Annotated in this window: 19 protein-coding genes; 13 read left to right on the top strand and 6 right to left on the bottom strand. The window is 44.3% G+C overall.

Annotated elements, in window-relative coordinates; translation table 11 throughout:
• Positions 1 to 84: 84 nt before the first annotated feature.
• Together K1X84_07120 and K1X84_07115 are read left to right on the top strand one after the other, a co-directional pair.
• Positions 85 to 885, top strand: a complete 801-nt coding sequence (locus K1X84_07120) for a glucose 1-dehydrogenase (GenBank protein MBX7151393.1) — start codon at positions 85 to 87, stop codon at positions 883 to 885.
• A gap of 6 nt (positions 886 to 891) precedes the next feature.
• A complete protein-coding gene (locus tag K1X84_07115; GenBank protein ID MBX7151392.1) occupies positions 892 to 1,476 on the top strand; it encodes a hypothetical protein in 585 nt (194 codons plus the stop codon).
• A 73-nt stretch (positions 1,477 to 1,549) separates the two neighbouring features.
• Here K1X84_07115 and K1X84_07110 read toward each other — a convergent pair whose 3' ends face one another.
• Positions 1,550 to 2,536 (bottom strand): ABC transporter ATP-binding protein, encoded by a 987-nt coding sequence (locus K1X84_07110; protein MBX7151391.1) that lies wholly within the window; start codon positions 2,534 to 2,536, stop codon positions 1,550 to 1,552.
• A gap of 210 nt (positions 2,537 to 2,746) precedes the next feature.
• Between K1X84_07110 and K1X84_07105 the strand changes: the two genes are divergently transcribed.
• The 7 genes from K1X84_07105 to K1X84_07075 are packed head-to-tail and all read left to right on the top strand — an operon-like array spanning position 2,747 to position 8,873.
• Positions 2,747 to 4,351, top strand: coding sequence for a phosphomannomutase/phosphoglucomutase (locus K1X84_07105; protein MBX7151390.1), 1,605 nt, complete (start codon positions 2,747 to 2,749; stop codon positions 4,349 to 4,351).
• A gap of 13 nt (positions 4,352 to 4,364) precedes the next feature.
• Positions 4,365 to 4,679, top strand: coding sequence for a hypothetical protein (locus K1X84_07100; GenBank protein MBX7151389.1), 315 nt, complete (start codon positions 4,365 to 4,367; stop codon positions 4,677 to 4,679).
• Positions 4,666 to 5,142: a hypothetical protein gene (locus K1X84_07095; GenBank protein MBX7151388.1), complete on the top strand. Its 477-nt coding sequence runs from the start codon at positions 4,666 to 4,668 to the stop codon at positions 5,140 to 5,142. The genes K1X84_07100 and K1X84_07095 overlap by 14 nt, the downstream gene beginning before the upstream one ends.
• A 46-nt stretch (positions 5,143 to 5,188) precedes the next feature.
• Positions 5,189 to 6,232: a glutamate formimidoyltransferase gene (gene ftcD / locus K1X84_07090; GenBank protein ID MBX7151387.1), complete on the top strand. Its 1,044-nt coding sequence runs from the start codon at positions 5,189 to 5,191 to the stop codon at positions 6,230 to 6,232.
• Positions 6,233 to 6,285: 53 nt separating this feature from the next.
• Positions 6,286 to 7,053, top strand: coding sequence for a polysaccharide deacetylase family protein (locus K1X84_07085; protein ID MBX7151386.1), 768 nt, complete (start codon positions 6,286 to 6,288; stop codon positions 7,051 to 7,053).
• A 15-nt stretch (positions 7,054 to 7,068) separates the two neighbouring features.
• Positions 7,069 to 7,803, top strand: coding sequence for an SDR family oxidoreductase (locus K1X84_07080; GenBank protein MBX7151385.1), 735 nt, complete (start codon positions 7,069 to 7,071; stop codon positions 7,801 to 7,803).
• The gene (locus K1X84_07075; protein ID MBX7151384.1) at positions 7,803 to 8,873 is read left to right on the top strand and encodes a GNAT family N-acetyltransferase; all 1,071 of its coding nucleotides are present in this window, start codon (positions 7,803 to 7,805) and stop codon (positions 8,871 to 8,873) included. Before K1X84_07080 ends, K1X84_07075 begins: the two co-directional genes overlap by 1 nt.
• Here K1X84_07075 and K1X84_07070 read toward each other — a convergent pair whose 3' ends face one another.
• Complete coding sequence (locus K1X84_07070) at positions 8,874 to 9,296, bottom strand: ubiquinol-cytochrome c reductase iron-sulfur subunit (protein MBX7151383.1); 423 nt, start codon at positions 9,294 to 9,296, stop codon at positions 8,874 to 8,876.
• A 129-nt stretch (positions 9,297 to 9,425) separates the two neighbouring features.
• On the opposite strand from K1X84_07070, the gene K1X84_07065 reads away from it, so the two are divergent.
• Genes K1X84_07065 through K1X84_07050 form a run of 4 tightly spaced genes read left to right on the top strand, consistent with a single transcriptional unit; the run spans position 9,426 to position 12,858 of the window.
• The gene (locus tag K1X84_07065) at positions 9,426 to 10,418 is read left to right on the top strand and encodes a phosphotransferase (GenBank protein MBX7151382.1); all 993 of its coding nucleotides are present in this window, start codon (positions 9,426 to 9,428) and stop codon (positions 10,416 to 10,418) included.
• Positions 10,402 to 11,181, top strand: a complete 780-nt coding sequence (locus K1X84_07060; protein ID MBX7151381.1) for an HAD family hydrolase — start codon at positions 10,402 to 10,404, stop codon at positions 11,179 to 11,181. Before K1X84_07065 ends, K1X84_07060 begins: the two co-directional genes overlap by 17 nt.
• Positions 11,178 to 11,888, top strand: a complete 711-nt coding sequence (locus tag K1X84_07055) for a nucleotidyltransferase family protein (GenBank protein ID MBX7151380.1) — start codon at positions 11,178 to 11,180, stop codon at positions 11,886 to 11,888. Before K1X84_07060 ends, K1X84_07055 begins: the two co-directional genes overlap by 4 nt.
• A complete protein-coding gene (locus K1X84_07050) occupies positions 11,878 to 12,858 on the top strand; it encodes a stage II sporulation protein M (GenBank protein MBX7151379.1) in 981 nt (326 codons plus the stop codon). Before K1X84_07055 ends, K1X84_07050 begins: the two co-directional genes overlap by 11 nt.
• Here the strand turns inward: K1X84_07050 and K1X84_07045 are convergent.
• The 4 genes from K1X84_07045 to K1X84_07030 form a co-directional block, all read right to left on the bottom strand.
• Positions 12,839 to 16,468, bottom strand: a complete 3,630-nt coding sequence (locus K1X84_07045; GenBank protein MBX7151378.1) for a hypothetical protein — start codon at positions 16,466 to 16,468, stop codon at positions 12,839 to 12,841. The two genes, K1X84_07050 and K1X84_07045, sit on opposite strands and share 20 nt — an antisense overlap.
• Before the next feature lie 217 nt (positions 16,469 to 16,685).
• Entirely contained in the window at positions 16,686 to 17,705 is a 1,020-nt protein-coding gene (locus K1X84_07040) for a PorV/PorQ family protein (GenBank protein ID MBX7151377.1), read from the bottom strand.
• A 79-nt stretch (positions 17,706 to 17,784) separates the two neighbouring features.
• Positions 17,785 to 21,357 carry a hypothetical protein gene (locus K1X84_07035; GenBank protein MBX7151376.1) on the bottom strand — a complete coding sequence of 1,191 codons (3,573 nt, stop codon included), beginning with the start codon at positions 21,355 to 21,357 and terminating at the stop codon, positions 17,785 to 17,787.
• A gap of 66 nt (positions 21,358 to 21,423) precedes the next feature.
• Positions 21,424 to 24,378, bottom strand: a complete 2,955-nt coding sequence (locus K1X84_07030) for a TonB-dependent receptor (protein MBX7151375.1) — start codon at positions 24,376 to 24,378, stop codon at positions 21,424 to 21,426.
• Between the last annotated feature and the right edge of the window lie 557 nt (positions 24,379 to 24,935).

Below are 24,935 nucleotides of genomic sequence, written 5' to 3'. Positions count from 1 at the left end.
TTATATCAGTTACCAACCTCAAAATTTTTTTGTCAATTTACGTATCATCTTTACGTTCCATCCAATCCAAATTGAGGAGTTTTTATGGAAAAAAGACTTGAAGGCCAAAAAGCGCTGGTCACCGGTGCGAATTCAGGCATTGGAGCGGCGATTGCCGAACGCCTTGCCACGGAAGGCGCTGAAGTTGTTATCAATTATATCGCCAACGAAGACGCGACGAACGCACTGATTGCAAAAATCAAATCTAAAGGCGGCAATGCCATCGGGATCAAAGCGGACGTGTCCAATGAAGAACAAGTCAATACTATGTTCGCACAAATGTTCAAGTCTTTCGGAACGATCGACATTCTGGTAAATAATGCCGGAATTGAAATTCACAACTTTCTTGAGAACGTGACGAAGGCGGAATGGGATAAAGTGATCGGCGTTAATTTAACCGGTAATTTTTTATGTTCGCGTGCCGCGGTGAGACAATTTCTGAAAAACGAAAACCGTCCGAAATCGCGCTCGCGTGGAAAAATTGTAAACATTTCATCCGTTCATCAGGTCATTATGTGGGCCGGATTTGCATCGTATTGTGCCACCAAAGCAGGGATCAATCTTTTTGCTCAATCCGTTGCGCAGGAATACGCTGAGAAAAAAATCCGGATCAACAGCGTTGCGCCGGGCGCCATCAAAACACCGATCAATCAAAACGTTTGGAGCGATCCTAAAGGCATGGCTGATCTGATGACGAAAATGCCGTACGGGCGCATCGGCGAAGTCGAAGACGTGGCCGCCGCCGTAGCGTTTTTATGTTCCGATGAAGCCGATTACATCACCGGTACCACTCTCTATGTCGACGGAGGTATGTGCCTGTATCCGGAATTTCGGTTCGGCGGGTAATTTTCAATGAGTGAACAACCGACAAAATCTGCCGATTCGGAAAAACCAGAGAAAAAATACGAAGACGAGTTAGGCGCGTACATTCACCTGAAAATCGAGGAACAAGAAAAGCCTGAAGGTGAATTTGAAAAGATTGTGCCAGAAAAATTGCGCCAAAAGGGTTTTTGGAAGCGCTTGCACCTTCGGCGCAAAATCATCGTCTCGCGTACGGCCGAGTTTTTCATGGATTGGAAAAAAATGGTCGCCGTCTGGATTGTATTGCTGGCGATTGTTGCTCTGGGATTGTATCTCGAATGGGATAAAGAAATTGTCGGCGGTACATTATTGCTGGTCGGAATTGTTTCCAGCGCGTTCTCCTGGTTGGGCGCAGGTATTTTGAGTGTGATCGGTTTGGTACCATTTATCGGCCCCTTGCTGGTCACGATTCTTAGTTCATCTGTCCTATGGGTTATCAACGGGCTCGGCTACTTCGTTTCTGTCATCGCGATCAAAGCCGGACACGGTAAGGCCGTGTTGAATTACCGTTTATTAGTGATCGTTTTTTTGTCCGGATTGGTAACAGGCTACGTGATTGCAAAAATTGTACATTAATGTCCCCGCGAATCACGCGAAATATACTAATTATTAAACTCCATTCTTTTGTGCTTTTTTGCGGCAATTTTTCTCAGCGTTCTCTGGTGTGAATAACGTTTTCCCATTCCCAGCACGCAACTGTATGGCCGGATTCGATTTCTATCAAATCCGGTTTTTCATTTTTGCAGCGCTCGGTAGCCAATGAGCATCGCCGATGGAAATGGCATCCAACAGGATAATGCGAGGCATCAGGAACGATTCCGGGAATAGTGCTGAGCGTTTGTTGAACTGAATCGATTTTTGGGATCGAATTGAGTAAACCGACGGTATACGGATGACGCGGGTTTTTAAAAATCGTTTTGACGTCGGCGGATTCGACAATTTTTGAAGCATACATGACCGCTACCCGATCACACATTTCGGCTACAACTCCGAAATCATGTGTGATTAAGATGACGCTCATACCGCGCTCTTTCTGGAACTGCTTGATCAACTCCAAAATTTGCGCCTGCACGGTTACATCCAACGCCGTCGTGGGTTCATCCGCAATCAGCACTGACGGCCCGCACGCCAGCGCCATCGCGATCATCACCCGCTGCCGCATGCCGCCGGAAAGTTCATGCGGATAAGTTTTGAATGTTCGTTCCGGATCGGCTAAACCGACTTCGCGAAACAATTCGATTGTCTGCGACCGGGCTTCGCCGTCTGTAATATTTTTGTGCGCCAACAATGCTTCCGACACTTGATCGCCGCACGTAAAAACCGGATTGAGCGACGTCATCGGCTCTTGAAAAATCATGGCAATCTGATTGCCTCTGATAGCACGCATCTTATCCGAATCTAACGTCAAAAGATCATGTTCTTCAAAAACAATTTCGCCTCCGACGATATTTCCCGGCTCCCTAATCAATCGCAAAATCGATAAAGCCGTTACGCTTTTCCCACACCCCGATTCGCCAACCAGCCCCAAGATTTCGCCTTTTTTAAGTGCAAAGCTCACATCATCGACGGCTTTAGAAATTTTGCCGTTTTTTTCGAAGTAAGCTTTGAGATTTTTAATTTCTATGAGGTTCATGATAATCAATGGTTACGCCAAGGTGTCGAGATGCAACATTAATTCTGGCATTAACAACTCGTTTTCTGCAGAGTAAAACGCTTATTTTACCCGGTTTTTATTCTTGCAAAAGGTACGAATTGCTCTTAAATTGAGCCGTCTTTTCAGACGATTACAACATACCGTTTACAATTTCTAATTTCAAATAAACTTTTTAAAGGAAGATCACTGTTTATGGCCAAGACAATCAAGCGTGTAAAAAAAACAAGTAAGAAAACTTTAAGAAAAAAATCAAAAAAAAAGCTGGGCGCGGGAAAGAAAGTCAAAACGACCGGGAAAGTGTCGAAAAAAGTTATTAAAAAAAGTGCGTCAAAAAAAAGTAAAACTTCGAAATCCAAAACCAATAATAAAAAACCTGCCGGTAAAACCTCGCCAGCCAAGCCTTCTCAGACAGTATACGTTAATCCGAACATTTTCAGGGAATACGATATTCGCGGTATCGTCGTCGATGATCTGAAACCCGGCGTTGTCGAATTGCTCGGCAAAGCTTACGCGTCGTTCATGATCAAAAAAGGCGCAAAAAAAATTACTGTCGGGCGCGACGTACGGACGACTTCACTCAGTCTTAAAAACGCACTGGTGCGCGGAATGCTATCAACCGGCATGAACGTCATCGATGTGGGCGAAATTCCGACGCCGGTATTATACTACTCGATCGAATATTATAAAACGGACGGCGGCATTATGGTTACCGGTAGTCATAATCCCCGTGAATACAATGGATTCAAAATGTGCTTGGGGCTCGCTCCGATTTATGGCGCACAAATTCAAGAACTGAAACATATGATCGATACCGGGGATTTCAAAACCGGTCGTGGACAAGTGGAAGAAAAACCGATTGTAGCACATTATTTCGATATGATTGCTTCCAAAATTCACCTGAACCGGAAATTCAAGATCGTCATCGATTCCGGTAACGGCACTGCCGGAGTGATCGCCCCGAAAATTTTCCGTGACCTTGGCTGCGAAGTGATCGAACTGTATTGCGAACCGGACGGCAATTTTCCAAATCACTTGCCTGACCCTACTAAATTAGAATACGTGGAAGATTTACGAAAATTGGTTGTTGAACATGGAGCCGATATCGGCCTCGGATTTGACGGAGATTCCGACCGGGTCGGCGCGATCGATGAAAAAGGCCGCATTGTATGGGCGGATAAGTTACTGGCGCTGTTGGCCCGCGAGATCAATCAAAAAAAACCGGGATCTCAAATTCTTTTTGACGTCAAATGTTCCCAAGGCCTTATTGAAGACATCGAAGCGCACGGCGGAAAACCGTTTATGTGGAAAACCGGTCACTCGCTTCTCAAAGCCAAAATGAAAGAAATGCACAGCCCGTTGGCCGGTGAAATGAGCGGTCACATATTTTTTGCCGATGATTTCTTTGGATACGATGATGCCATTTACGTCGCGTGCCGTTTGGTGCAATTGCTATCGCGTCAGCCTAAAAAATTGTCTGAATTAGCCGATAGTTTTCCTCATTTTTATTCTACGCCTGAAATCCGTGTCGACACAACGGAAGAGGACAAATTCAGAATCGTAGATGAGGTCCGTGAATATTTCCGGTCAAAATATTCAATCATCGACGTAGACGGCGTACGCGTTTTATACGGCGACGGCTGGGGGCTGGTACGCGCTTCGAACACACAGCCTGTTCTCGTAGTACGTTTCGAAGCAAAATCAGAAAACCGTTTGCATCAAATCATGGATGAAATGATCGCCAAACTGCGCGAGTATCCGTCCGTCACTATCGACGACAAAGAACTGAAAATTTACTAACCAAAGGCCGCCCATGAAAACTGTTCAAGGCGTCTATCGCAATGGTAAAATCGAAGCGCTGGAAGAATTCCAGGCGGAGAACAACACCAAATTGCTGATCGTACTAACCGATGAAAAAATTTCAGACGACGTCGCCCCAAATCTTGAAGGCGTTTCCGTCCTCGAAAAGATACGCCGCCGAACCAAAGCCGAAGTATCCTCCGATCAACAGGTTAAGTCTCGTGAAAAGCTCAAACAAATTGCGGCGCAACTCGACGGTAAACTTCCCTTCTCTACTGTAGATGAAGCCACGCAAAGCCTGAGGAGATACGCCGATGATAATGATTGACAGCGACGTATTCATCATGGATAACTTTTACACCTCCGACCCGCGGTACGAAGTCAACAGCCTTTTTTTGCATCGTATGCAAGGCACTAAAAATTTTACAACGATCTTTAACTTACTTGAAGTGTGCAGCCTGATCGCGCCTCATTGCAATGAAAAAGAGTTGCTTGGTTTTTTTGAAAATTTTGACCGCACGTATAATGTCGAAATCATGTATCCGTCCACCTACGATCTTTCCACGGAATATTTTCTCGATCACTATTTCGGAGAAATACTGCATACGACACAGTACACAGGCAATCTGATGGACAGTCTCATTTTTATGCTGGTCAAGCAGAAAGGTCTCCGGTTGGTTGTTTCCTGGAACGCTCAACGTTATAAGAAAAAATTCTCAAAACTCGGACGGATCGAATATCTGCAACCGGATGAATACATGAAGTTCTATAAAAATATTGAAAAAAAATAGTCCGTCTTCGAATCGTCCTGCCATCTTAACTTAATCCGAAAAAACAATGAATAAAATTGTCGAATGTGTTCCTAATTTCAGCGAAGGCCGGGATACCAAAATTATCCAAGCCATTGCTGACGCGATCGAAAAAATTAAAGGCGTCAAATTGCTCAACCTCGAACCTGACAAAGATTACAACCGCGTAGTTGTAACGTTTGCCGGTGATCCTCAAGCCGCCGTAGACGCGGCTTTGGCCGCCACAGGTGTGGCGTGTGAAATGATCGACATGCGACGCCATCAGGGCGAACACCCCCGCATGGGAGCTACCGACGTCGTGCCTTTCGTCCCTATCAGCAACATCACCATGGATGAATGCGTTGCGTTGGCCAATCAATTCGGTGAGCGAGCCGCGGCACAATTAGGGTTACCTATTTACCTCTATGCTCAAGCCGCACGAAAACCTGAACGAAAAAAATTACCCGACATTCGAAAAGGCGAATACGAAATGCTTGCTCCGAAATTACAAGATCCTAATTGGAAACCCGATTTCGGACCGAATGAATACACTGACCGCGTTGTCCGATCTGGTGCTACGGCAACGGGCGCACGGTTTTTTCTGATTGCATACAATGTCAATCTTGAGACTCACGAAGTATCGGTCGCCGACGAAATTGCCGGCCGTATCCGCGAAAGCGGTCGTCCTAAGAAAGATGCGCAAGGAAATGTGATGAAAGATGAATCCGGCAAAACGATACGTATCGCCGGTTCGCTGCGGGAAACCCAAGGCAAAGGCATCTATATGGAAGCGCATCACATTACGCAGGTGTCAATGAACCTGCTGAATTATCTGATCACATCCATTCATACGGCTTTCGAAGAATGTAAGAAAGAAGCGCAAGCACTCGGCACTAAAGTCACCGGCAGCGAAATTGTAGGACTCGTTCCGAAAGATTCTATTGTTATGGCTGGAAAATTTTATTCGGATAAATTAAAACTCAATTTGCATGACGATAATGACCTTATTCAATGCGCCATCGAGCAATTAGGTCTCAGTCAGCTTGCGCCTTTCGAAGCCAACAAAAAAATCATTGAATACATGTTGCAATGACGTCCTCCGGAACATATTTATTTAGCATCGACCTGGAAGACGTTAGAGATTTTATGGCGGACGGCGATCGTTATCGCGAACGAGTACCGGTCATGACTGAGCGTTATCTTACTTTTTTACGTGAGTGGAAACTCCGATGCACCTTTTTTGTTGTCGGAGATGTTGCCAGGAAATATCCCGAGTTGATCCAACAAATCGTCAAAGATGGTCACGAAATCGCCTGCCACAGCAATAAACATATTACGCTGGAAAATCTGAACGAACGTTCTTTTCAGGACGACCTGGAAAAAAATATCAGCCACTTGCAAAATGCCGGCGCCCAAACCATCAAGGGTTTTCGAGCTCCTATCCTATCGCTGACCGACCAAACACAATGGGCATACGGCGTTCTCGCAAAACTTGGATTTACCTATTCGAGCTCCGTTCTTCCCGCGCGGAATCCTTTGTACGGGTGGCCGGAATTCGGACACAGCCCGAGATCGATCGACGGAATTTTAGAGTTGCCAATGACGCTGTCTTCAGGTTTATATCCCCTTCCATTTGCAGGCGGGACATATTTTCGTGCATTGCCATTGTGGTACACCTTAGGTGCTTTTAAACGCCATCACCGGTGCGGTCATGCCGTATTGGGGTATTTTCATCCTTACGATATCGATACGGAACAAGAACATTTTATGCATCCCGGAATTCACAACAATCGTTTTTTTAATTTTCTGATGTATTATAATCGACGATCTGTTTTTCCAAAACTAGAATCTATTTTAAAACGCGGTTGGAACATCATCCCCTACGTCGATTTCATCCAACAACACTACCATTAAACCGGATTAGAAATTATGTCTTCACACACCATTGTTTTAACCGGAGCCAGCGGCGGCATCGGACGAGCCTTAACGGAATATTTTCTGGAAAATAAACTCACAAACCTTGTATGCCAATATAAAACCCACGACGAAGCGCTATTCGAAGTATTACGCAAACATGGCCTCGATGAGCATCGGCATTCATTTCATGCCGATCTGACCGACGAAAATGATGTTCATCAATTTGGAGAATTTACCCGGAAAAATTTCGGTCAGCCGTGGGCGCTGATCAATCTGGCCGGCGCTTCAACTAATGCTATGAGTTGGAAATTATCAAAAGACGAATTTGTGAGAATCATGCAGGCCAATCTCTTAACGACTTTTTTAACATCCAAAGAATTTATTCCCGGAATGCGTGAAACCGGCGGCGGACGCCTGGTCAATATTTCCAGTGTGGTTGCCTTTACCGGCATCGCCGGCGCTTCGCATTACGCGGCAGCTAAAGCGGCCATCGTCGGGTTGACCAAATCCATGGCTCAAGAGCTTTCATCAAAAAATATCACAGTCAATGCGCTCGCATTGGGATATTTTGACTACGGCCTCATCAAAGACGTTCCGGATGCAATGTTAAACGAAATCAAAGCGCGAGTGCCGCTCAAACGCCTCGGACTTGCCAATGAAATCGGCGGTATGATCCGGTTTCTCATCAGCGATGATGGCGCGTTTACAACCGGCCAGGTCCTCCATATCAACGGCGGATTGTACTAATGGATTTTCAATCTTTCGATGCATCAAAAAACCTCGACGAACAACGCAGGCTTTTTGTCGCTTGTTTTCCGGAGAATCAAAATACTCCGATCGTATCCAAAGAACACTACCAATGGAAATTTCACACTTTCCCGGCAAAGCCTCATTCTTATGAGTTTTGCGGCTATGATCAAGGTGAAATGGTCAGCTACTACGCCGCTCTGCCTTACCGTTATTCCATTCATGGCGAAGAAAAGTTATGCGGGATGGTATGCGATGTTATGACGCATCCTAAGATGCGTGGTAAAGGTGTCTTTACCAAGATCGGTCATTATTCAACGGATCAACTGAAACATCTCGGAATTGATTTTACTTCCGGCTACCCGATTCGTCCCGAAGTCATTCCGGGACATTTAAAAGTAGGATGGAAAATTGCTTTTAAATTACCTCTGTATATCCAGTTCTATCGTTTTAATACCGTTTTAAAAAGTAAAAAGCTTTCATTGTTTTCTCCCTTTGCCAACATCGTCATGGCATGCTGGCGGCTTTTACTTAAAATATTTGAGAAAAAAACCGTCGGCGAATTCGAAATTATTGACCAGCGCCAAATTCATGACATACCCGGTTATACAGAATTTTTTGAAAAATGGAAAAAGAATATTCCGAATGCGCTGCTTAAAACACCGGATTTTTTATATTGGCGCACACAAGCTCCCGGAGCGGAATACAAAGTCATTTTACTTCGTGATCAATCCGAATTAATCGGTTTTTGCCTTACTCGTTTTACGGTGCTTGAACGGATACCTTGTGTAGCCATTTTGGATTGGATGATTTTGGAAGGAAAAGATGCCGCCCGGTTTACTCTCAACCGCGCTTTGCGAAGACTCGTCAATCATTACAATGCTGAAGCCGTCGTAACAATGATGAGTCCGTATTGGGCGGAACGGTACAGTTTGTGGAAGCTTGGATTTATGCAATCACCCTATGCTTTTTCATTGATCATCAAAAAATTAAACGATCAGCTTGATGACACAAAGCTGTTCAATGAAAAAGACTGGCACCTGATGTGGATTGATTCCGATGATTTGTGATTACACCGTCACCGTTAATTGATTACCGGTAAGTTTTACTTTGTATTGAATAATATTATCCTTGGAAGGACCTTTTGTAACTTGTCCGGTCATATCATAAGTACTGCCATGACAAGGACACACAAAAGCATTCTTATCGTGCTTGTACTTTACGTTACATTTTTTGTGACGGCAGATCGCTGAAAAAACAACGAATTCCTTTTCGCCGGTTCGTACGACGATTAGATTATCTTTATCAGCCCCTACTGTAACATCTTTGATCAAAACCGATCCACCGACCGCCTGCAAGGGCTCAAAATCATCAACATTGATCGTATAATCGCCGGCAGCAGCTTGAATTGCCTTTCCCGCCACAACGCTCCCGATAATTCCTAATACGGATGATTTGATAAAATTTCGCCGGGAAAAATTTTTCTCAGACATGCCTCGCTCCTTGCATTAAATTAAAGGTCAATGATAGCGATTGGAAAAATTACTTTTTTAATATAAGAAATAATATTTCACAAAAACAATCGGATTGAGTATTTTAATTGTAGATTAGCGTACATAAATATGAATCACGTTTTAAACAAATTGTTTCCTCAGCAACCATTCACGCTTACGCCAGTAAGCTCGGGAGCATCTTCGAAAAAATTTTTCCGAATAACCGGATCGCTGGCGGACAAGTGGAAGCAGCCATCGCTGTTGCTGCAATCGATGGCCGATAAACCCGAGTCACTCAAGGATTACATTGAAATTCAACGCGTTTTTGAATCACAGTCTATTCCATCGCCAAAGATTTTTTATAAAAACACAGAATTTAATTTCCTGCTGGTCGAAGACTTGGGTGACCATACGCTTGAAAACCGCATTTGTGATAATTATCTCCAAAATCGAAATCTTTATTTTCAAGCCATCGATCTGTTGATACGGCTGCAAATTATTCCGGGATTCGTTTCGTCCGTGGCGGCACATCGTGTCTTTGATTACGAAAAATTTACTTTTGAATATCAATTCCATATCCAAGAACAATTACTAAAAAATCATTTTCAGTATACATTAAATGAACAGGAAGAAAAAATTCTTGACGATTTTCACCGGCTGCTTGCTACGGAAATTTCCTTACAACCACGCGTTTTTACTCACCGTGATTTTCAATCTTCCAATTTGTTGCTTTCATTTGACCGATTGTATTTGGTAGATTTTCAAGATGCGCGGTGGGGACCAGCTCAATACGATCTCGTTTCCCTTATTGAAGACGTCTACGTACCGTTGGATCCTGATTTTAAGCGTGAATTAATCAGATATTACTTCAATAGAACAGTAAAACTGGATTTATTTAATCCGGACAGTTTTGATCGAATTTATGACTGGACTTTGATTCAACGCAAATTGCATGATGCGGGAGCTTTTGTCTACGCTTATAAACATTTTGGAAATAAAAAGTATTTACCGTACATTTCCAATGTGGTTCATCACGTTCTTCAATCCATGAAACGGTACGAAGTTTTCGGTGAAACTTATGAATTACTAAACCGGATAGTGGCTTATGGCAACCGCAGTTAGAAATCGCCGCGTGCAATGGCTGTTCTTCGATATCGGAGACGTCGTTGCGAATGAAGACAAGCTCCGCTTTAACATTTACAAAATCCTCGAATCCAGTTTACGCGAACATAAAATCGATCTCACTTTTCAGGACATTATTGCATGCCGTGAAGATCTGATCTTAGGTCATGCCGATGAGTCGCCGCACTACACCATTGCTAAAATGTATCTGGATAAAGCGGCCTATGATCAATGGCATGATTCCATCAAAACCTATATTCACAAACATCTGACACGTGACCTGATCCTTGTTCCGGGAATGGATAAAGTATTAAAAAAGCTAAGTAAAATCTATTCGCTTGGAATCATTGCAGACCAGCCTCACGAGATTATGCAATTTCTGAAGAAAAACGGCATCGAAGAGTATTTCAAAATATTTGCCATCAGTGGTTTGTTAAACATGAACAAACCGCGTAAGAAAATCTTTGAATGGGCTGTGAATCATGCCGGATGCAGTTTTGATCAGGCCGTTATGATCGGCGATCGCATCGACCGGGACATTTTTCCGGCCAAACAACTCGATATGATGACCATTCAGGTTCATTGGAATACTTATCGTAAAGGCTTTACGACAAAAAATAAAAAACAAGAGCTCTATCTCGCGTCTCTTGATCGTATCAAAAACTGGCAAATTGAACCTAATAGCCCCAGTGAAGCCGCCGATGCCGTCGTTGAGAAAGTCATTGATTTACCCTCCGTTATTCAAAAGCTCGGATCTGTATGAAGGCGATGCTATTGGCGGCCGGCTACGGTACGCGCCTTCAGGAGATTACGGCCACACTTCCCAAACCGCTGATCGAAGTGCACGGACGACCTTTGATTTATTATCCGCTTTCCGTTTTAAAAAAGGCGGGAATACGTGACGTTATTATTAACGTTCATCATCATGGAGACAAAATAAAAAATGTTCTGGGCGATGGACGATCGTTGGATATGATCATCCATTATTCTGAAGAAAAAACCATTCTTGGAACCGGCGGCGGGATTAAAAATGCTGAAGCGTTGTTGGGCGATGAAATTTTTGTCGTGATCAATAGTGATATAGTTTGTGATATTAATCTGGCTGACGTCATTCACTATCACATGAAGTGCAAAAGCGATGCGACAATGGTAGTCCGGCATGATCCGCAAGTGCCCAACTTCGATGAAATCAAACTGAACAATGATTTCAATGTGGTTTCGATCAATGATGTTCCAACACCGCCGAAGATTTACATTGCTCGTATGTTTACGGGCATTCATATTTTAAGCCCAGTTGCATTCCAATACTTAAAGCACGAGTTCTCATCCGTGATTACCACGTTTTATCAACCCGCTTTACATGAACAACGTTATATTGCAGCCTACGATTTCAACGGTTTTTGGTGTGACGTAGGAACCAAAGAAAGCCTGCAACGCATTAATTCAGAGGATTTACCGTTTGAAATTTGAAACGTTTGTCAAACAAAAAAAAGATACCTGGAATCGCCTGAATGCCTTGATCGAAGCGAACAGCGGCGCATCCAGTAAACGGGAGGAAGATCTGTCTGAAATGGTGCGTCTTTACCGTTCAATATCCGCGGATTATGCCTATGCTAAAGCCAATTACCCTTATGACCGCGTCGTCATCGAGCTCAATACACTGATGGGCAAAGCTCACGCGGTTATTTATGGCTCGCAACCATTCCGCTGGAAAAAACTTTCAGATTTTTTCTTTTCTGAATTTCCTAACATGTTCAGACACCATTTCCGATTTTCACTATGCGCTTTCCTGATCTTTTTAGTTGCAGCCATTTTTGCTTTTATCGGTAGTCTATCCAATCCGCAATTGCCGCAATATATCCTCGGTGATTATTATGTTAACATGACGCTTGAAAATATACAAAAGAACGACCCTTTTGCTGTATATAAACAAGCGGACAGTCCTGTGATGTCAAGCTTCATCATGACCAACAATATTAAAGTCACTTTTTTTGCGTATGGAATGGGGATTTTGGCCGGCGTGGGAACGATCTACGTTATGTTCTACAATGGATTAATGCTTGGTGTTTTTTTCTTTGTTTTTTTTGAGCACAATCTATTGACAGAATCCGTAGCCACGGTGATGTTGCACGGTACCATCGAATTAACGTGTATTTTTATTGCCGGCGGAGCCGGATTACTAATCGGTAAGGCGCTGGTTTTTCCTGAATCTTACAGCCGTCGCGAGGCATTAAAAATTTACGGATTCGACTCGATTAAATTGATCCTGGGCGCTGCGCCGTTATTGATTATTGCCGGATTGATCGAAGGTTTTGTCACGCGCATGGACATGACTATCCAATTTAAGATGACTTTTATCGTTGCCAACGTATGTTTTTTAATTTGGTATCTCGCGTTGTTGGGTAAAGAAAGAAAAAAAACTACTCTTCTTGCTGAATGACAGCAAACTTCACCGTCGTTTTTCCGATCTTCGGGACTTCGATCAATGCAATGTACATCCCGCTCGCAATGAATCGCCCTCGCTCATTCCTCAAATCCCATATCTCCATCCCCGTATATCCTGACTCCGGTTCTCCCTTCGTGTAAGGCTCCGTGTCCAAACGTTCATTATTCGATGTCGCATTATGTTGTATAATCTTCACCAAATCCCCCGATACCGTAAACACCTTGATCGTCACCACATCCGGTAAATTCATAAACTTTAACAGCTTTTCCCCTTGCAATACTTGATCTCTATACGCCTGCCCATAATAAGGATTCGGTACCACCTTTATGTCCTTCAATGACCGGCGTATCGTCTTATTCTCCGCTTTGGTTAGCGCTTTGGTTGTAAATGTATAACGATCATTCGGAGTGATTAGATGATACACTCTCGCTGTTAGGATTCCTTCATCAGGAATATTACGGTAAATCAATCCTTGTAAACCTCGGGTTACCATATCAATCGCATAATCATCCGCCATAGAATCATATCCCATTTGCGTACGGATGAAATCACGGTATGCTATTCCATCAAAACGCCCTTCTGCCGAATTATCATCCTCATTATCACGATAAGTCGGAAACCAAGCCGCATAATTAGCTGTTCCAATGCCATACAATGTCACATTAGGTTCCAGCGGCCGCCCATTGAACGGCATCACTCCAAAATGTCCTGTCAAAGCACTCAGATCATACGAACTTGTATCAAAACCCATCGTACTTCGACGTTCAGGTCCAAAACCGTCATCCGCAGCAATAGCACTTAATCCAATACTTTCAAGCGACCACAATGCATTCGGTCCGCCGGTATCATAATGACTATTGCGTAACGTCGTATTGATCTGACGTGCAACTGTTACTCCATCCGACGGATCGATTTCAAATACTTTAAACGGCACACGCAGATAATTAACTAATCCTAATGTACCACCGTTGGTACAATACGCATAACTCCACTTCGTCGAATCACGGCTGAACTGGATCTCGAAATCCTTGTTGGCTGTCGTAACTGTTTCGGCTTCTATTTCGGTAGATGCAAACGATCCATTGGCATTTCTAAAAACTCCGCCGACTAAATCTGAATTGGGAGAAAAAATACCGGACGGACTGGAGAGACCCCATGTATTGAATTCGGGAATGGTAAGCCTATTACCATTCCACGCCCCGCGGAACCATGCCTGCGTAAAGCCTATGCTTGTAAACTGTGGCCCTGGAGTATAGGTAACCGATTTAAAATATCCGACAGGAGGACCATATACTTTGATCAATACTCCATCCACGATACTAAACAACTCATCCTTCTCATCCTCATCCTTTGATGCGATGATCGTTGAAAAATAACGGTCATCGACTTCCTGATCCCCTCCGTCATAGATTCCATTCCTATTCACGTCACGATACGTCGAAGGATCGTCCGCTTTATTCGAAAACGGAATTAGTATCCCTTCACGAAAAATCCGATACGCCATGATATTCGGCGTAAGCCCTTGCAATGTATCTCCACCTTGACTACCTGGAATTTGAAAAAATTCTATTGTATATGCATTGCCGGTTATTTTTGACGGATCAATTACATTCACTTCTAACGAAGCATCTGAATAGCCCGCGGAATGCTCAACCGCACTCACTTCCACGCCTTCTACGCCCGGTCGGTCTTTATCCGGCACCACTGCCACTGCATTGGCCATCTTGGACGATTCTAGCGTGATCGGCAGTCCCACCGGACTGGCTATGGCCGCTCCATCCGGTGACGCTGCTGCACTGCCTGTATATCCGATATACGGCTGCGCATCATACGAACATACTGCATAATAATACTTTCTTCCGTTCACCACCTCCCGATCAACATATACATACTTCAACCCATTATCAGTACCGATCTCTACAGGTTCAATCCTAAGCAAACCGCGTTCATCAACATATACCGTAATCTCAACTCTCTTTCCGTCTATCTTGTCAAACTCAGCTATCTTTTCGTAACTCCCTTCCAAACCTGTCAGGCTTTTATACACCCGGTAACCTTGAAAATCATACATCACATAATCCGCGGTATACAGCGGTGTCGTGATTCCGGCTTTCTGGCCAAACTCATCCACCGTATATTCTGCCGCATTGCCCCACGAAATGAATACGGCTTTATCCATCCCGGCTACTGCGATTTTTGGTACTTCGGGCGGCTCGGGACGAGCAAAGCCTGAACTCAATACCATTTGAGCGTACAAATCCGTTTGTTTCATCTTTGCAAATGCCGCTAACCGGTTCGCGCCTTCGCCTCCGATCACTCCTGCCCATATCTCCTGATTATCTCCCGATCTTAACGTGAAAGGACCGGTGCTGTTCAAAATTCGCCAGTCATTTCCATCCCGTTCCGACGCAACATCCGGTGACCCCTGTTGTGTAAGTGGATTGCCAGGAAATATATATTTATAACCTCTGCCATTATCTGTTTTAGCAATTCCGCTTCTATTTAAACCTGCCAGCAGGTTATACCGCTCATTATTGGCGTGAGGATCGGTCCCATGGTCATAAGAAGCAGTTGAAATAGCGCCAAGCCATACGCTATCACCATTTAACAGTTTTTGCTCATAGTTATTGCCCGACGAATTATAGTACAGCCTATGAGTATTCCCGCTGAATTTTAGATAAGCATCTATTAAAATTTCCGAAGTATCTGCTATAGGTCCCTGAAAAAAATCAAATCCGACTGCCGCAGGAAATGGCTCGTCTTCGGAATCATAAGCGAATCCAATTCCAAGAATTGAATCGGATCCTACAATATCATTAAACGAATTATTGACATCCGAATCAGCATATATTCCAAAATACGAATCAGTATAGTCGACATTGGTTTTATTTGTGATCGTGAATTTTAAAAACACCACATCGGATAACAAAGGCTCGTCAAATACAAACGACTCTAAAACTACTTCCACTCCCAATCCGGGATTCGGGCTCGTCCCAGACTTTTCCTGGCTCCTCGTTGTATCCAGATCATTAAATACCACCCATGTCTGAGCATCCGCAATAAGGGAAGGCTGATTTGAAGCAGTCCTCTGACCTGGCCAGCTTGTCCAATCGGCCACGCTGGCCGAATCGTCACCCTCTCCTTGATTATATTTGTTGATGAAATAAACTTTGTTGGGCGCGGCGGCGGGATTTTCAGCCTGCAGTGAACTGAACGGAACATTGGAATTTACAATTCTACCAGGCTGATATTCTGAAGAATATTCAACTTCGCTACAAACTTTAATGCCGTCCTTGATAGTTGCAAAATAAAACCCAGCCGCGTAAACAAGTGTCCTGCCTGTTCCTCGTGGAAATTCACTGCCGGCACTGTTACCCCCTGATGGTTCAGCACCATTATAGTTATAGAAATACTGACCTGTATTTCGCATTACATAATTCCAATTATTATATCCAATCCATATCGTCTCGACAATATCCGGCTTTCTGAGTCTCGCTTTGAGCTTAATTCTTCCATCTTCTTTTGCCTCGCTTTGAGAAATAAGCCATGCAGCAAGTAAGCTAATTGCTGCCACCCATATTAATGTTCGTAAAACTGATTTCATATCCCCTCCGATCTTATGTGGAACGGTCGCAAGCAATTCAGATCTCAGCATTCGGCTTGCTGTATATAGAATATATTGAAATAGTACTTTTCAACCTGTAAAAAATTACATGAAAAAGTGTAAGTTATTTGAGATGGAGTTTAAATATATTTTTTTTAAAAAAAAAGCCCGCTCTAAAGAGCGGGCTTCATAATCAAGCAAGCAACTTCACAGCATTTTAGAATTTAATACCAACTGTAAAACGATGGGTTGCATCAAGTTGCCCCATATCAAGATAACCGTAATCAACCGTGACACCGAGATTGTCATTGAACTTATAGTCAATACCGCCGCCGAACGTCAAGCCCGCCGTCGATGCTTTACCTGTCTTGTAATCCCGGTCTTTCTTCAACGTCGACGTGTATCCCATACGGGCAAACACCATGTTCTGGAACCCATACTCAAAGCCCAGATTCGTACGACTCGCCTGGAAGCTGTTGATGTTCTGCTCCAGTAAACCTGTGATCGAATTCTGTTCATTGCGATACAACTCCATGCTCGCTCCAAAATTCACCGCCGCCGGTAATTCAAACGGCTCAGAATCGAATTTTAAAAAGGACGTCGAACCTGAAGCATCAACGATTTCGCGCGTAAGACCGTCGCCATCATACTTGGCCTGCGGACCGATATTCGTCGCCGCAAAGCCCAGCTTCAGTCCACGGTAACCCGTGTTATACGTAAAACCAAAATCGAAGCTCACTCCACTGGCCGATACCAGGTCGATCTTCGAATTGATGAACTTCACCGTCAAACCACCGCTCACACGGTCCGTGATCTGTTTCGAATACGAAAAACCTAACGCCAGTTCATACGGTGAATAAAATCCGATATTCCCTCCCGGACTCGCTTCCGTTGTCTTTTCGATATCTCCGTAACTCAAGTAGTTGAACGATATCGCAAACACGCCCGCTTCCGCATACGGAAACGACACCGCAGCATAGTTTGAGCTGATACCAGCAAAGTGATTCAAATACGAAAACGAAAACGTTGCCCGATCCGCCGACGATATATTCGCCGGGTTCCAGTATATCGCATTAGCGCCACTGGTCGTCGTCAGACCGTTCATGCCCATACCAACCTCCCGGGCGCCCATCGGAACCTTCAAAAACATGAAGCCGGCCTCTCCGCGTTTCTCTTCACCGGCCTGTACAGTGATAGCATATAACGCTATCATCAGTATGGATAAGATCTTTCTCATATGATTGTCTCCTTGAAAAATTTTATGCGATACCATCGGGGAGCCTTTCTAAAAAAGCTCCCCGGCTATCGACTTAATTTTATCGTACATCCGGTCCGTTAATTGTAGTGGCTTCCTGTATCACAGCAAACTTCACCGTCGTCTTGCCAACGCCCGGCGCTTCGATCAAGGCAATATACATACCGCTCGCCACGAATTTACCACCTTCGTTCTTCAAGTTCCACTGCTCTGTTGACGTATATCCCGCCGATACTGTACCAGCCAGATTCAGCGGATTGGTGTTACGACGGTCATTATTCGACGTCGAATTGTGATTAATAATCGTCACCAAGTCTCCCGCAACCGTGAAAACCTTGATCGTCGCTACATCCGGTAGGTTCATGAACTTGATCGTCTTGTTGAATAAATTTGACTGATACGTCGTTGCACGGGCATAATACGGATTCGGAACAACTTTGATGTCTTTCATCGATTTCTTCACTGTAGCCTTCGGCGCTGCATTCATTCCAGACGTATACAACGTATACCGATCGACCGATGTGTACGGGTGATTAACGATCATCTCAATCGTACCCTCGTCCGGCAATTGGGTATAAACTGTATTCTGTGTCGTGGCATCATAGGACGTTCCTACTATCGTAGTGCGACAGAATTCATTCCACTCCACGCCGTCCATTGCGGTAGAGGCCAGACTCGAAATCACTCTTGGTGCCGGCGTCCATACAGCATAGACATGGCCTGCAAATAAGCCCACACCGTTCAACTTTTCTCCACCAGCCAATGCTCCATAATGACCGGTCTTGGCTCCTAAATCATACGTCGTCGTATCAATGAAGAAATAACCGCGTGTCTGAGGGCCTAATCCATCATCCAATGGATCATTGGTAAATCCACCGGTATACAAACCAAATCCACGCGAGTTAGCACCCGCCGTATTCCGATCGCGTGTAACGATATTCAATTGTCTGGGCGTTGCATTACCATCCGACGGATCTACCTCAAACACCCGGAATGGTACACGGACATAGTTAACCATATTTCCGCTGCCGCCGCTGGTACTGTATGAATATGACCACTCGGCAGAATTACGGCTAAACACAATACGTAGATTACGATTGAATTCCGCTCCACCTGCATTGTTCGGTGGACCGCCGTAATTGACTACATATGGCGTGAAACCATGATCAGCATCTCCGATACCGAGATCTTCATATTCCTGATCGCCAAACTGACCATCCCAATGGCCGGTAAACCATGCTGTATCCATATTGGCAGCTGTATATTGAGGACCCGGCTGATATTCTACCGACTTGAAGAAAGCCGGCGGAGCATAGACCTTAACCATTATCCCGTCAATGATATAAAACTGTTCATCACTCAGATCGTTGTCTTTGACAGCAATGGTTGTTGCAAAATAACTGTCATCTAGAACTTCATCCGTGCCATTAAAAATACCGTCACCATTGGCATCATAAAATGTGCTGGGATTGTCAAGCTTATTTGAAAACTTAACCTGAATACCATTTTTGATAACACGGTATGCCGTCGTACTGGCTCCATAACCTACAAGATCTTTTCCGCTGAGTGTTGAATCGGGTATCTTGTAAAATTCAATGGTAATGTCCGTATTCGTGACAGCTCCATAATCAACAATCTCATATTCGATCAAACCGTCGCTGCCGCCGGCCACATGAACAAAACTATCCACTTGGGCTTCAGCAACCGAAGTACGAACCGGACTTGGTACAACGGAAGTGACGTTTGCACTCTGAGCCGTCTCCAATGTAATCGGCAATCCGAGCGGGCCAGGAATGGCGGCACCGCCGGGACCGACCACTGGGCTTCCTGTCGAACCGATATACGGCTGTGCATCATACGATGTAACGGCATAGTAATACCGGCGACCATTCACCACATCATGATCGGTATAGCTATATTTCAATCCGTTGTCTGTGCCAAATACCACTTCTTCGATACGTAAATATCCGTTATCATCAATGAATGCATTGGATTGGCTAACCCGGCCGTCAATTAAATCATATTCAGCTATCATGTCATAGCTGCCCGAGAGTCCCGTCAGACTTTTGTAAACACGATATCCTTGAAAATCATTCGAACGATAATTGGCTGAGAACGCAGGACCCGATAAACCGGCCAATTGTCCGAAATTGTCGACAGAATATTCTGCAGCATTATTCCAGGATATATCGACTTTGCCATCGCCTGCAGCCACAGACATAGCCGGCACTGCCGGGGCTCGCGGGAATACCAAGCCCGCGTTGAAAATTGTTTGCGCATAACTGTCTACCGTTTTCATTACGGCAAAAGCCGCCAGACGGTTTGCACCTTCTCCGCCGATCACGCCTGCCCATATAGTCTGAGCTGAATTGGCCTCAATTCTGAATGGTCCGCAACCGTGCAGAATACGCTGATCATTCCTATCCAGTGCGCTGGCCACATTGGCAGTGCCTTGTTGAGTCAGAGGATTGCCGGGGAAGGCATACTTATAGTTTTCACCTGTTCCGGTTTTAGGAGCTCCGGCTTTCGTCAAACCGGCCAGCAAATTATATCGCTCAAAATTGGCATGCGGATCGGTTCCATTAGCATACGTGTTAAATGACGTCGCACCGAGCCATATCTGGTTGCCGGGCAGATTCGTCACTTCATAACGATTAACTGCCGGATTATAAGTCAGCACCGTCTTATTCGCACCAAACTTCTGACGTAATTCAACTGAAACGGCTGCCGTATCGACCACGGGACCCTGGAAGAAATCAAATCCCGTTGCAGCCGGGAAAGGCTCGTTTTCGGAATCATAGACGAATCCGAGTCCGGCAACGGTATCTATACCGACAATATCATTACCGGAATTATTGACATCAGCATCCATCCACAAACCAATATAAGAACTATCGTAATTGACATTAGTCTTATTTGCGATGATCATTTTAATGAACACCACATCTGCCAGCGAACCTTCATTGATCGCATACGACTCTAACGTTACTTCCAAGCCCAATCCCGGATCGGGACTGGTGGCAATTGCTTCCTGGCTCAGATCTAAATCCAGATCATTGAACACCGCCCAAGTCTGAGCATCGGCAATGAGCGCAGGAGTATTGGAGACATCCCGAAGGCCCGGCCAGGCTGTCCAGTCCGCTAAACGGGCGGCATCTTCACCTTCGCCTTGGTTGTCCTTGTCAATCACATACACCTTATTGGTCGGCAACGCCGGATCTTCCGCCTGCAGTGAAGCAAACGGAACATTCGAATTTAAAATATGACCCGGTTGATATTCGGCTGAGAACTCAACCTCACTACAAACCTTATTGACGCCGTTTTTAGGAGCCGCCACATACAAACCGGCCGCATACACAATCGTACGGCCCGATCCGCGTGGAAATTCTCCACCGGCATTATTGTTATTATCATCCAAATCCGGAGAATCATAGAAATATGATCCTTGATTTCTCATCACGTAACTCCAGTTATTGTAGCCTACATATAAGGCATCTACAATATCCGGTTTTTTGATCCGGGCTTTCAGCCGTGATTTCGAATCTTCACGGGCTACACCCAACGATATATACATCAGGCTGATCGCCATGACCGTCAGGATACCCGCGATAGCGAATATTTTTCTCTTATTCATATAATTACAACTCCGTTTTATTTATCCTTAAGTCTCTTTTCTTAAGTAATCCGGTTACATCCGGAATTAGAAATTGAAAATAACTCCTAAGCGAGCCTGACGTGGTGTATCATAGCTTAAACCATCACGGAAATTGACCTGATACTCAAGCAACTGGCGTTGGTTCAAATTCTGTCCACCCGGCGAATCCAAGAAACCGTTGTCGTCAGCCAAACCTGTAGCCGTATACACCGTCAGAATATTCTTACGATCAAGCAGATTCAATACTTGAACATACACATTCATACTCATGTTACTGCCAAAATAAACCGTCTTATCCGCTTTCATATCAATGCGGAATGTCCACGGCTGGCGCTGGGAATTACGGCGGCCGACCACCTTACCTTGGGGCACACCGAAAACCTGAACCGGCACTACTTCCGTCGGAGTAAACGGCAAACCGCTTCCGGCATTGACTAAGAAATTAATGCCGGCATTCTCCAATACCTTCTGACCGCCCAATTCCGGACCTTCGCCTTTGGAGTTACGGATATCAAGCGTCGCATTGATGTTATGCGTTTGATCGAAATTAAGCGGTGCGTTGAATTTGGCATCCGAATAACCCAGCCAGGAAGCACGGAAACCAGAGTTTTCACCTGAACCTGTACCACGAGCCGATTGGAACGTGTAGTTCAAGCGTCCGGAGAATTTCGATACGCGACGAACTTCAAAAGCAATGTTGACACCTTGAATAACGCCTTCATCCGTATTGCCGCTCATAATAAGACCATTTGGCCTGGACGAAATCGCTCTGGAATTGATCAGATCCTGAATATCTTTGTAATAAGCATTAACATCGATAGCGACGTTATCACTCAAAGCCCTTCTCACACCCACTTCGTATTGTGTGCTCTTTTCAGCTTTCAGATTGGGATTGCCGACTGTGGTTGCAAAAGGAGGAGCCAGTGATTGTCTTTCCAAGAAATCAGGGCTCACATACAAATTCTGTAAATTCGGTTGTTGAAAGAATTTACCGTAGCTTAAACGGAACTGAGTCTTTTCAGACACCGGGAAGCTGACACTGAAACGAGGGCTGATCTTATGATCGACTTCCGCACTTTCATAATCCTCGGGTCCTAAATTACCAGCCCATAATCTGTCAGTCGTATTGGCTTGATAACCATTGATACCGTTTTTATCGGTAAACTTACCGGCTTGATTGGCATCATACTGACCCGTCGGGTCCGATTGATCTTTCAGCCGTTTGGCTCCCGGATCAAATAAGTCGTAGCGAAGTCCTCCGCGAATGACCAGTCCTTCATATTCTAATTTGTCCTGTAAATAGGCCGAAAAACTGGTTGGATTGGCCGGACCGAGAATTTTATTTTCTAAATCGTCTTTACCGATCTTAACCGGTTTGTAATTGGAATTTACGATATAACCAATATTGTCATTCGAGCCACCGATCGGATTATCAACGTCAAGAATATTCAGTAATCTTACCCAGTGGTAGAAATAATCGACACCGGCTTTGATCTGATGATTCTTATTGATCTGATTTGTATAATTGGATTTAAATGCAAGATACTTATCTTCATCCGAACGATAATTCAAAGCTCCACGGCCAATATCATTCAGCAAATTATCACCATAAAATGACGAAGAACCTGTATTACCCGTTTGAGCATTTGAATATAATTCGAGACCACTCCATTTAAATCGGTCATTCATAAGACGGCGTTTACTGACATATCCATTAACACCGAAATCTAAGAAACTCCGGTCGTTAATTGTGTATGTGGCAATACCGCCAACATTCAAGTTGTTTATGTCGCGTAATAATTGTTGATCCGGATTTAGTACGCGGGCCATTGTAAAGCTTCGGCGATAAGTTTGAGAATAGTTACCTGACAAATCCACACGAAGACGATTGGCAATAACATCAAAGGTCAATTTACCTTGAAGATTATAGCCGCGATCACTGTTCATGCCAATACCGGCTCCTCGGGAAGGACGAGCGCCTTGTTTGAATTTGATTTTACCGTTGCTGTTCACATCCCATAATACCGTATCCATGGCTCCGGCTTGCTCGTTGACAAGTCCGACATCAGAAAGCTCGAAAACAGGATGTCCAGTAATACTCGGTTCCGCATCTTTAATATTGCGGCCTTCTGCTGAAACATAAAAACGAATCTTATTGTTACCGGGAATGATCGGACCACCGATACCGCCGCTGAACACATTGTAGCCGTATGATTCGGCAACACCTAATCCACCCGGATCGCCATTCCACTCGACATTACCGGAATAACGGGTTCCGCCGGATTTAGTCGTTACCTGGATAATTCCTGACTGGTTACGGCCGTATTCGGCATCGAAACCACCAGTAATAACTAAGACTTCTTCCACTGCACCGTTAGGTACAGTCGCGTTTGCAATGCCGGTCAAAAGATTGTTTTGTTGGAAACCGTCCATATAAACACCGGTTTCATTAGGACGACCACCGCGTACGCTCACGTTACCGGTTCCACCGTCCAAATTTCTCACATTGGATTGAATGGTGATGCCAACCCCGAGATTAGCTGCCGCCTGGAAACCGCGGACCGGCAGGTTCTTGATTTCTTCGGATGATGTTACCGTCATGGTCATTGTCTGATCTTTTTGGATCAGTGGACGTTCCGCTACGATCACCACTTCTTCACCGCCCAACTCTGTTGCGCTCAAATCGAAATCCAAACGGGTTGTGAAGTCCGGTAATACGCGGACATTTTGTTTAGTAACTTTTGTATAACCAATCATGCTCGTACTGACGGTATAAACACCCGCCGGCACGTTGATAATGCTAAACTCGCCTTGTGCGTTGGTCGCAGCACCCATCGTTGTTCCTTCCAGAATGATATTCACACCCGGAAGGGCATCGCCCGTTTCTTTGTCCTTGACCATCCCGGTAATTTTACCGTTCGTGCCGGCGAACAATTGAACAGGAACAAAAACTGCCACTGCCAACAGCAATAGTAGTCTTCTGCATGTACTCGTGAACATAGAGTTCCTCCTTAGATTTGATGACGAGAGTTAATTAGATAGGAATGGAAAAGAAGTCGTAACAAATTACTGTCTTTGCCTCCTTTACTTTTGTTTAAAGCCTAACAAATTTTTTAAATGCGAAAGAAACTTTACTGTCTAGGATGAGAAAAAACTAAAATGAAAGAAATTGACACACTTAACATGTGTAAATTTTGATCAGCTTATGGTCTTTTTTAAGAAATGAGTTTGTTTTACCCTTATTGCAATATTCAAAGCCTAGGACGGCTGATTGGTAACTATATTGCGATATTGTGTGTTAGCGGGATCAATATATGACCCGTTTGTGCAAATGTCAAGCATTTTCTACCTGTTTGGGTCAAATCAATAACAACTATATAACCCATTTAATATAAAATTAAAAATTTCATACCCTAAACAGGTATGACCCGTTTGGGTTATTTTATTGTAAATGGGGGCTGTTCACTGTATAAATTTTGAATACGGTTTGAAGCAGGTTCGATGAATTTAATTGTTGAAATGGGAGGTTTTCCTATATATATTAGCGGACTTTTGAC

The sequence above is a fragment of the bacterium genome (assembly GCA_019695335.1).
GTDB lineage: Bacteria > CLD3 > CLD3 > SB21 > SB21 > JABWBZ01.
The sequence above is the reverse complement of the archived record's forward strand: the minus strand, read 5'-3'. Positions and strand labels throughout refer to the sequence as shown.

Excerpts from the sequence above, each read along its gene's own strand:
- K1X84_07080 (MBX7151385.1), top strand. The coding sequence starts at position 7,069 with ATGTCTTCACACACCATTGTTTTAACCGGAGCCAGCGGCGGCATCGGA.
- K1X84_07105 (MBX7151390.1), top strand. The coding sequence starts at position 2,747 with ATGGCCAAGACAATCAAGCGTGTAAAAAAAACAAGTAAGAAAACTTTA.
- K1X84_07070 (MBX7151383.1), bottom strand. The coding sequence starts at position 9,296 with ATGTCTGAGAAAAATTTTTCCCGGCGAAATTTTATCAAATCATCCGTA.
- K1X84_07030 (MBX7151375.1), bottom strand. The coding sequence starts at position 24,378 with ATGTTCACGAGTACATGCAGAAGACTACTATTGCTGTTGGCAGTGGCA.
- K1X84_07120 (MBX7151393.1), top strand. The coding sequence starts at position 85 with ATGGAAAAAAGACTTGAAGGCCAAAAAGCGCTGGTCACCGGTGCGAAT.
- K1X84_07040 (MBX7151377.1), bottom strand. The coding sequence starts at position 17,705 with ATGAGAAAGATCTTATCCATACTGATGATAGCGTTATATGCTATCACT.
- K1X84_07095 (MBX7151388.1), top strand. The coding sequence starts at position 4,666 with ATGATAATGATTGACAGCGACGTATTCATCATGGATAACTTTTACACC.
- K1X84_07100 (MBX7151389.1), top strand. The coding sequence starts at position 4,365 with ATGAAAACTGTTCAAGGCGTCTATCGCAATGGTAAAATCGAAGCGCTG.
- K1X84_07055 (MBX7151380.1), top strand. The coding sequence starts at position 11,178 with ATGAAGGCGATGCTATTGGCGGCCGGCTACGGTACGCGCCTTCAGGAG.
- K1X84_07115 (MBX7151392.1), top strand. The coding sequence starts at position 892 with ATGAGTGAACAACCGACAAAATCTGCCGATTCGGAAAAACCAGAGAAA.
- K1X84_07065 (MBX7151382.1), top strand. The coding sequence starts at position 9,426 with ATGAATCACGTTTTAAACAAATTGTTTCCTCAGCAACCATTCACGCTT.
- K1X84_07085 (MBX7151386.1), top strand. The coding sequence starts at position 6,286 with ATGGCGGACGGCGATCGTTATCGCGAACGAGTACCGGTCATGACTGAG.
- K1X84_07075 (MBX7151384.1), top strand. The coding sequence starts at position 7,803 with ATGGATTTTCAATCTTTCGATGCATCAAAAAACCTCGACGAACAACGC.
- K1X84_07045 (MBX7151378.1), bottom strand. The coding sequence starts at position 16,468 with ATGAAATCAGTTTTACGAACATTAATATGGGTGGCAGCAATTAGCTTA.
- K1X84_07060 (MBX7151381.1), top strand. The coding sequence starts at position 10,402 with ATGGCAACCGCAGTTAGAAATCGCCGCGTGCAATGGCTGTTCTTCGAT.
- K1X84_07035 (MBX7151376.1), bottom strand. The coding sequence starts at position 21,357 with ATGAATAAGAGAAAAATATTCGCTATCGCGGGTATCCTGACGGTCATG.
- ftcD (MBX7151387.1), top strand. The coding sequence starts at position 5,189 with ATGAATAAAATTGTCGAATGTGTTCCTAATTTCAGCGAAGGCCGGGAT.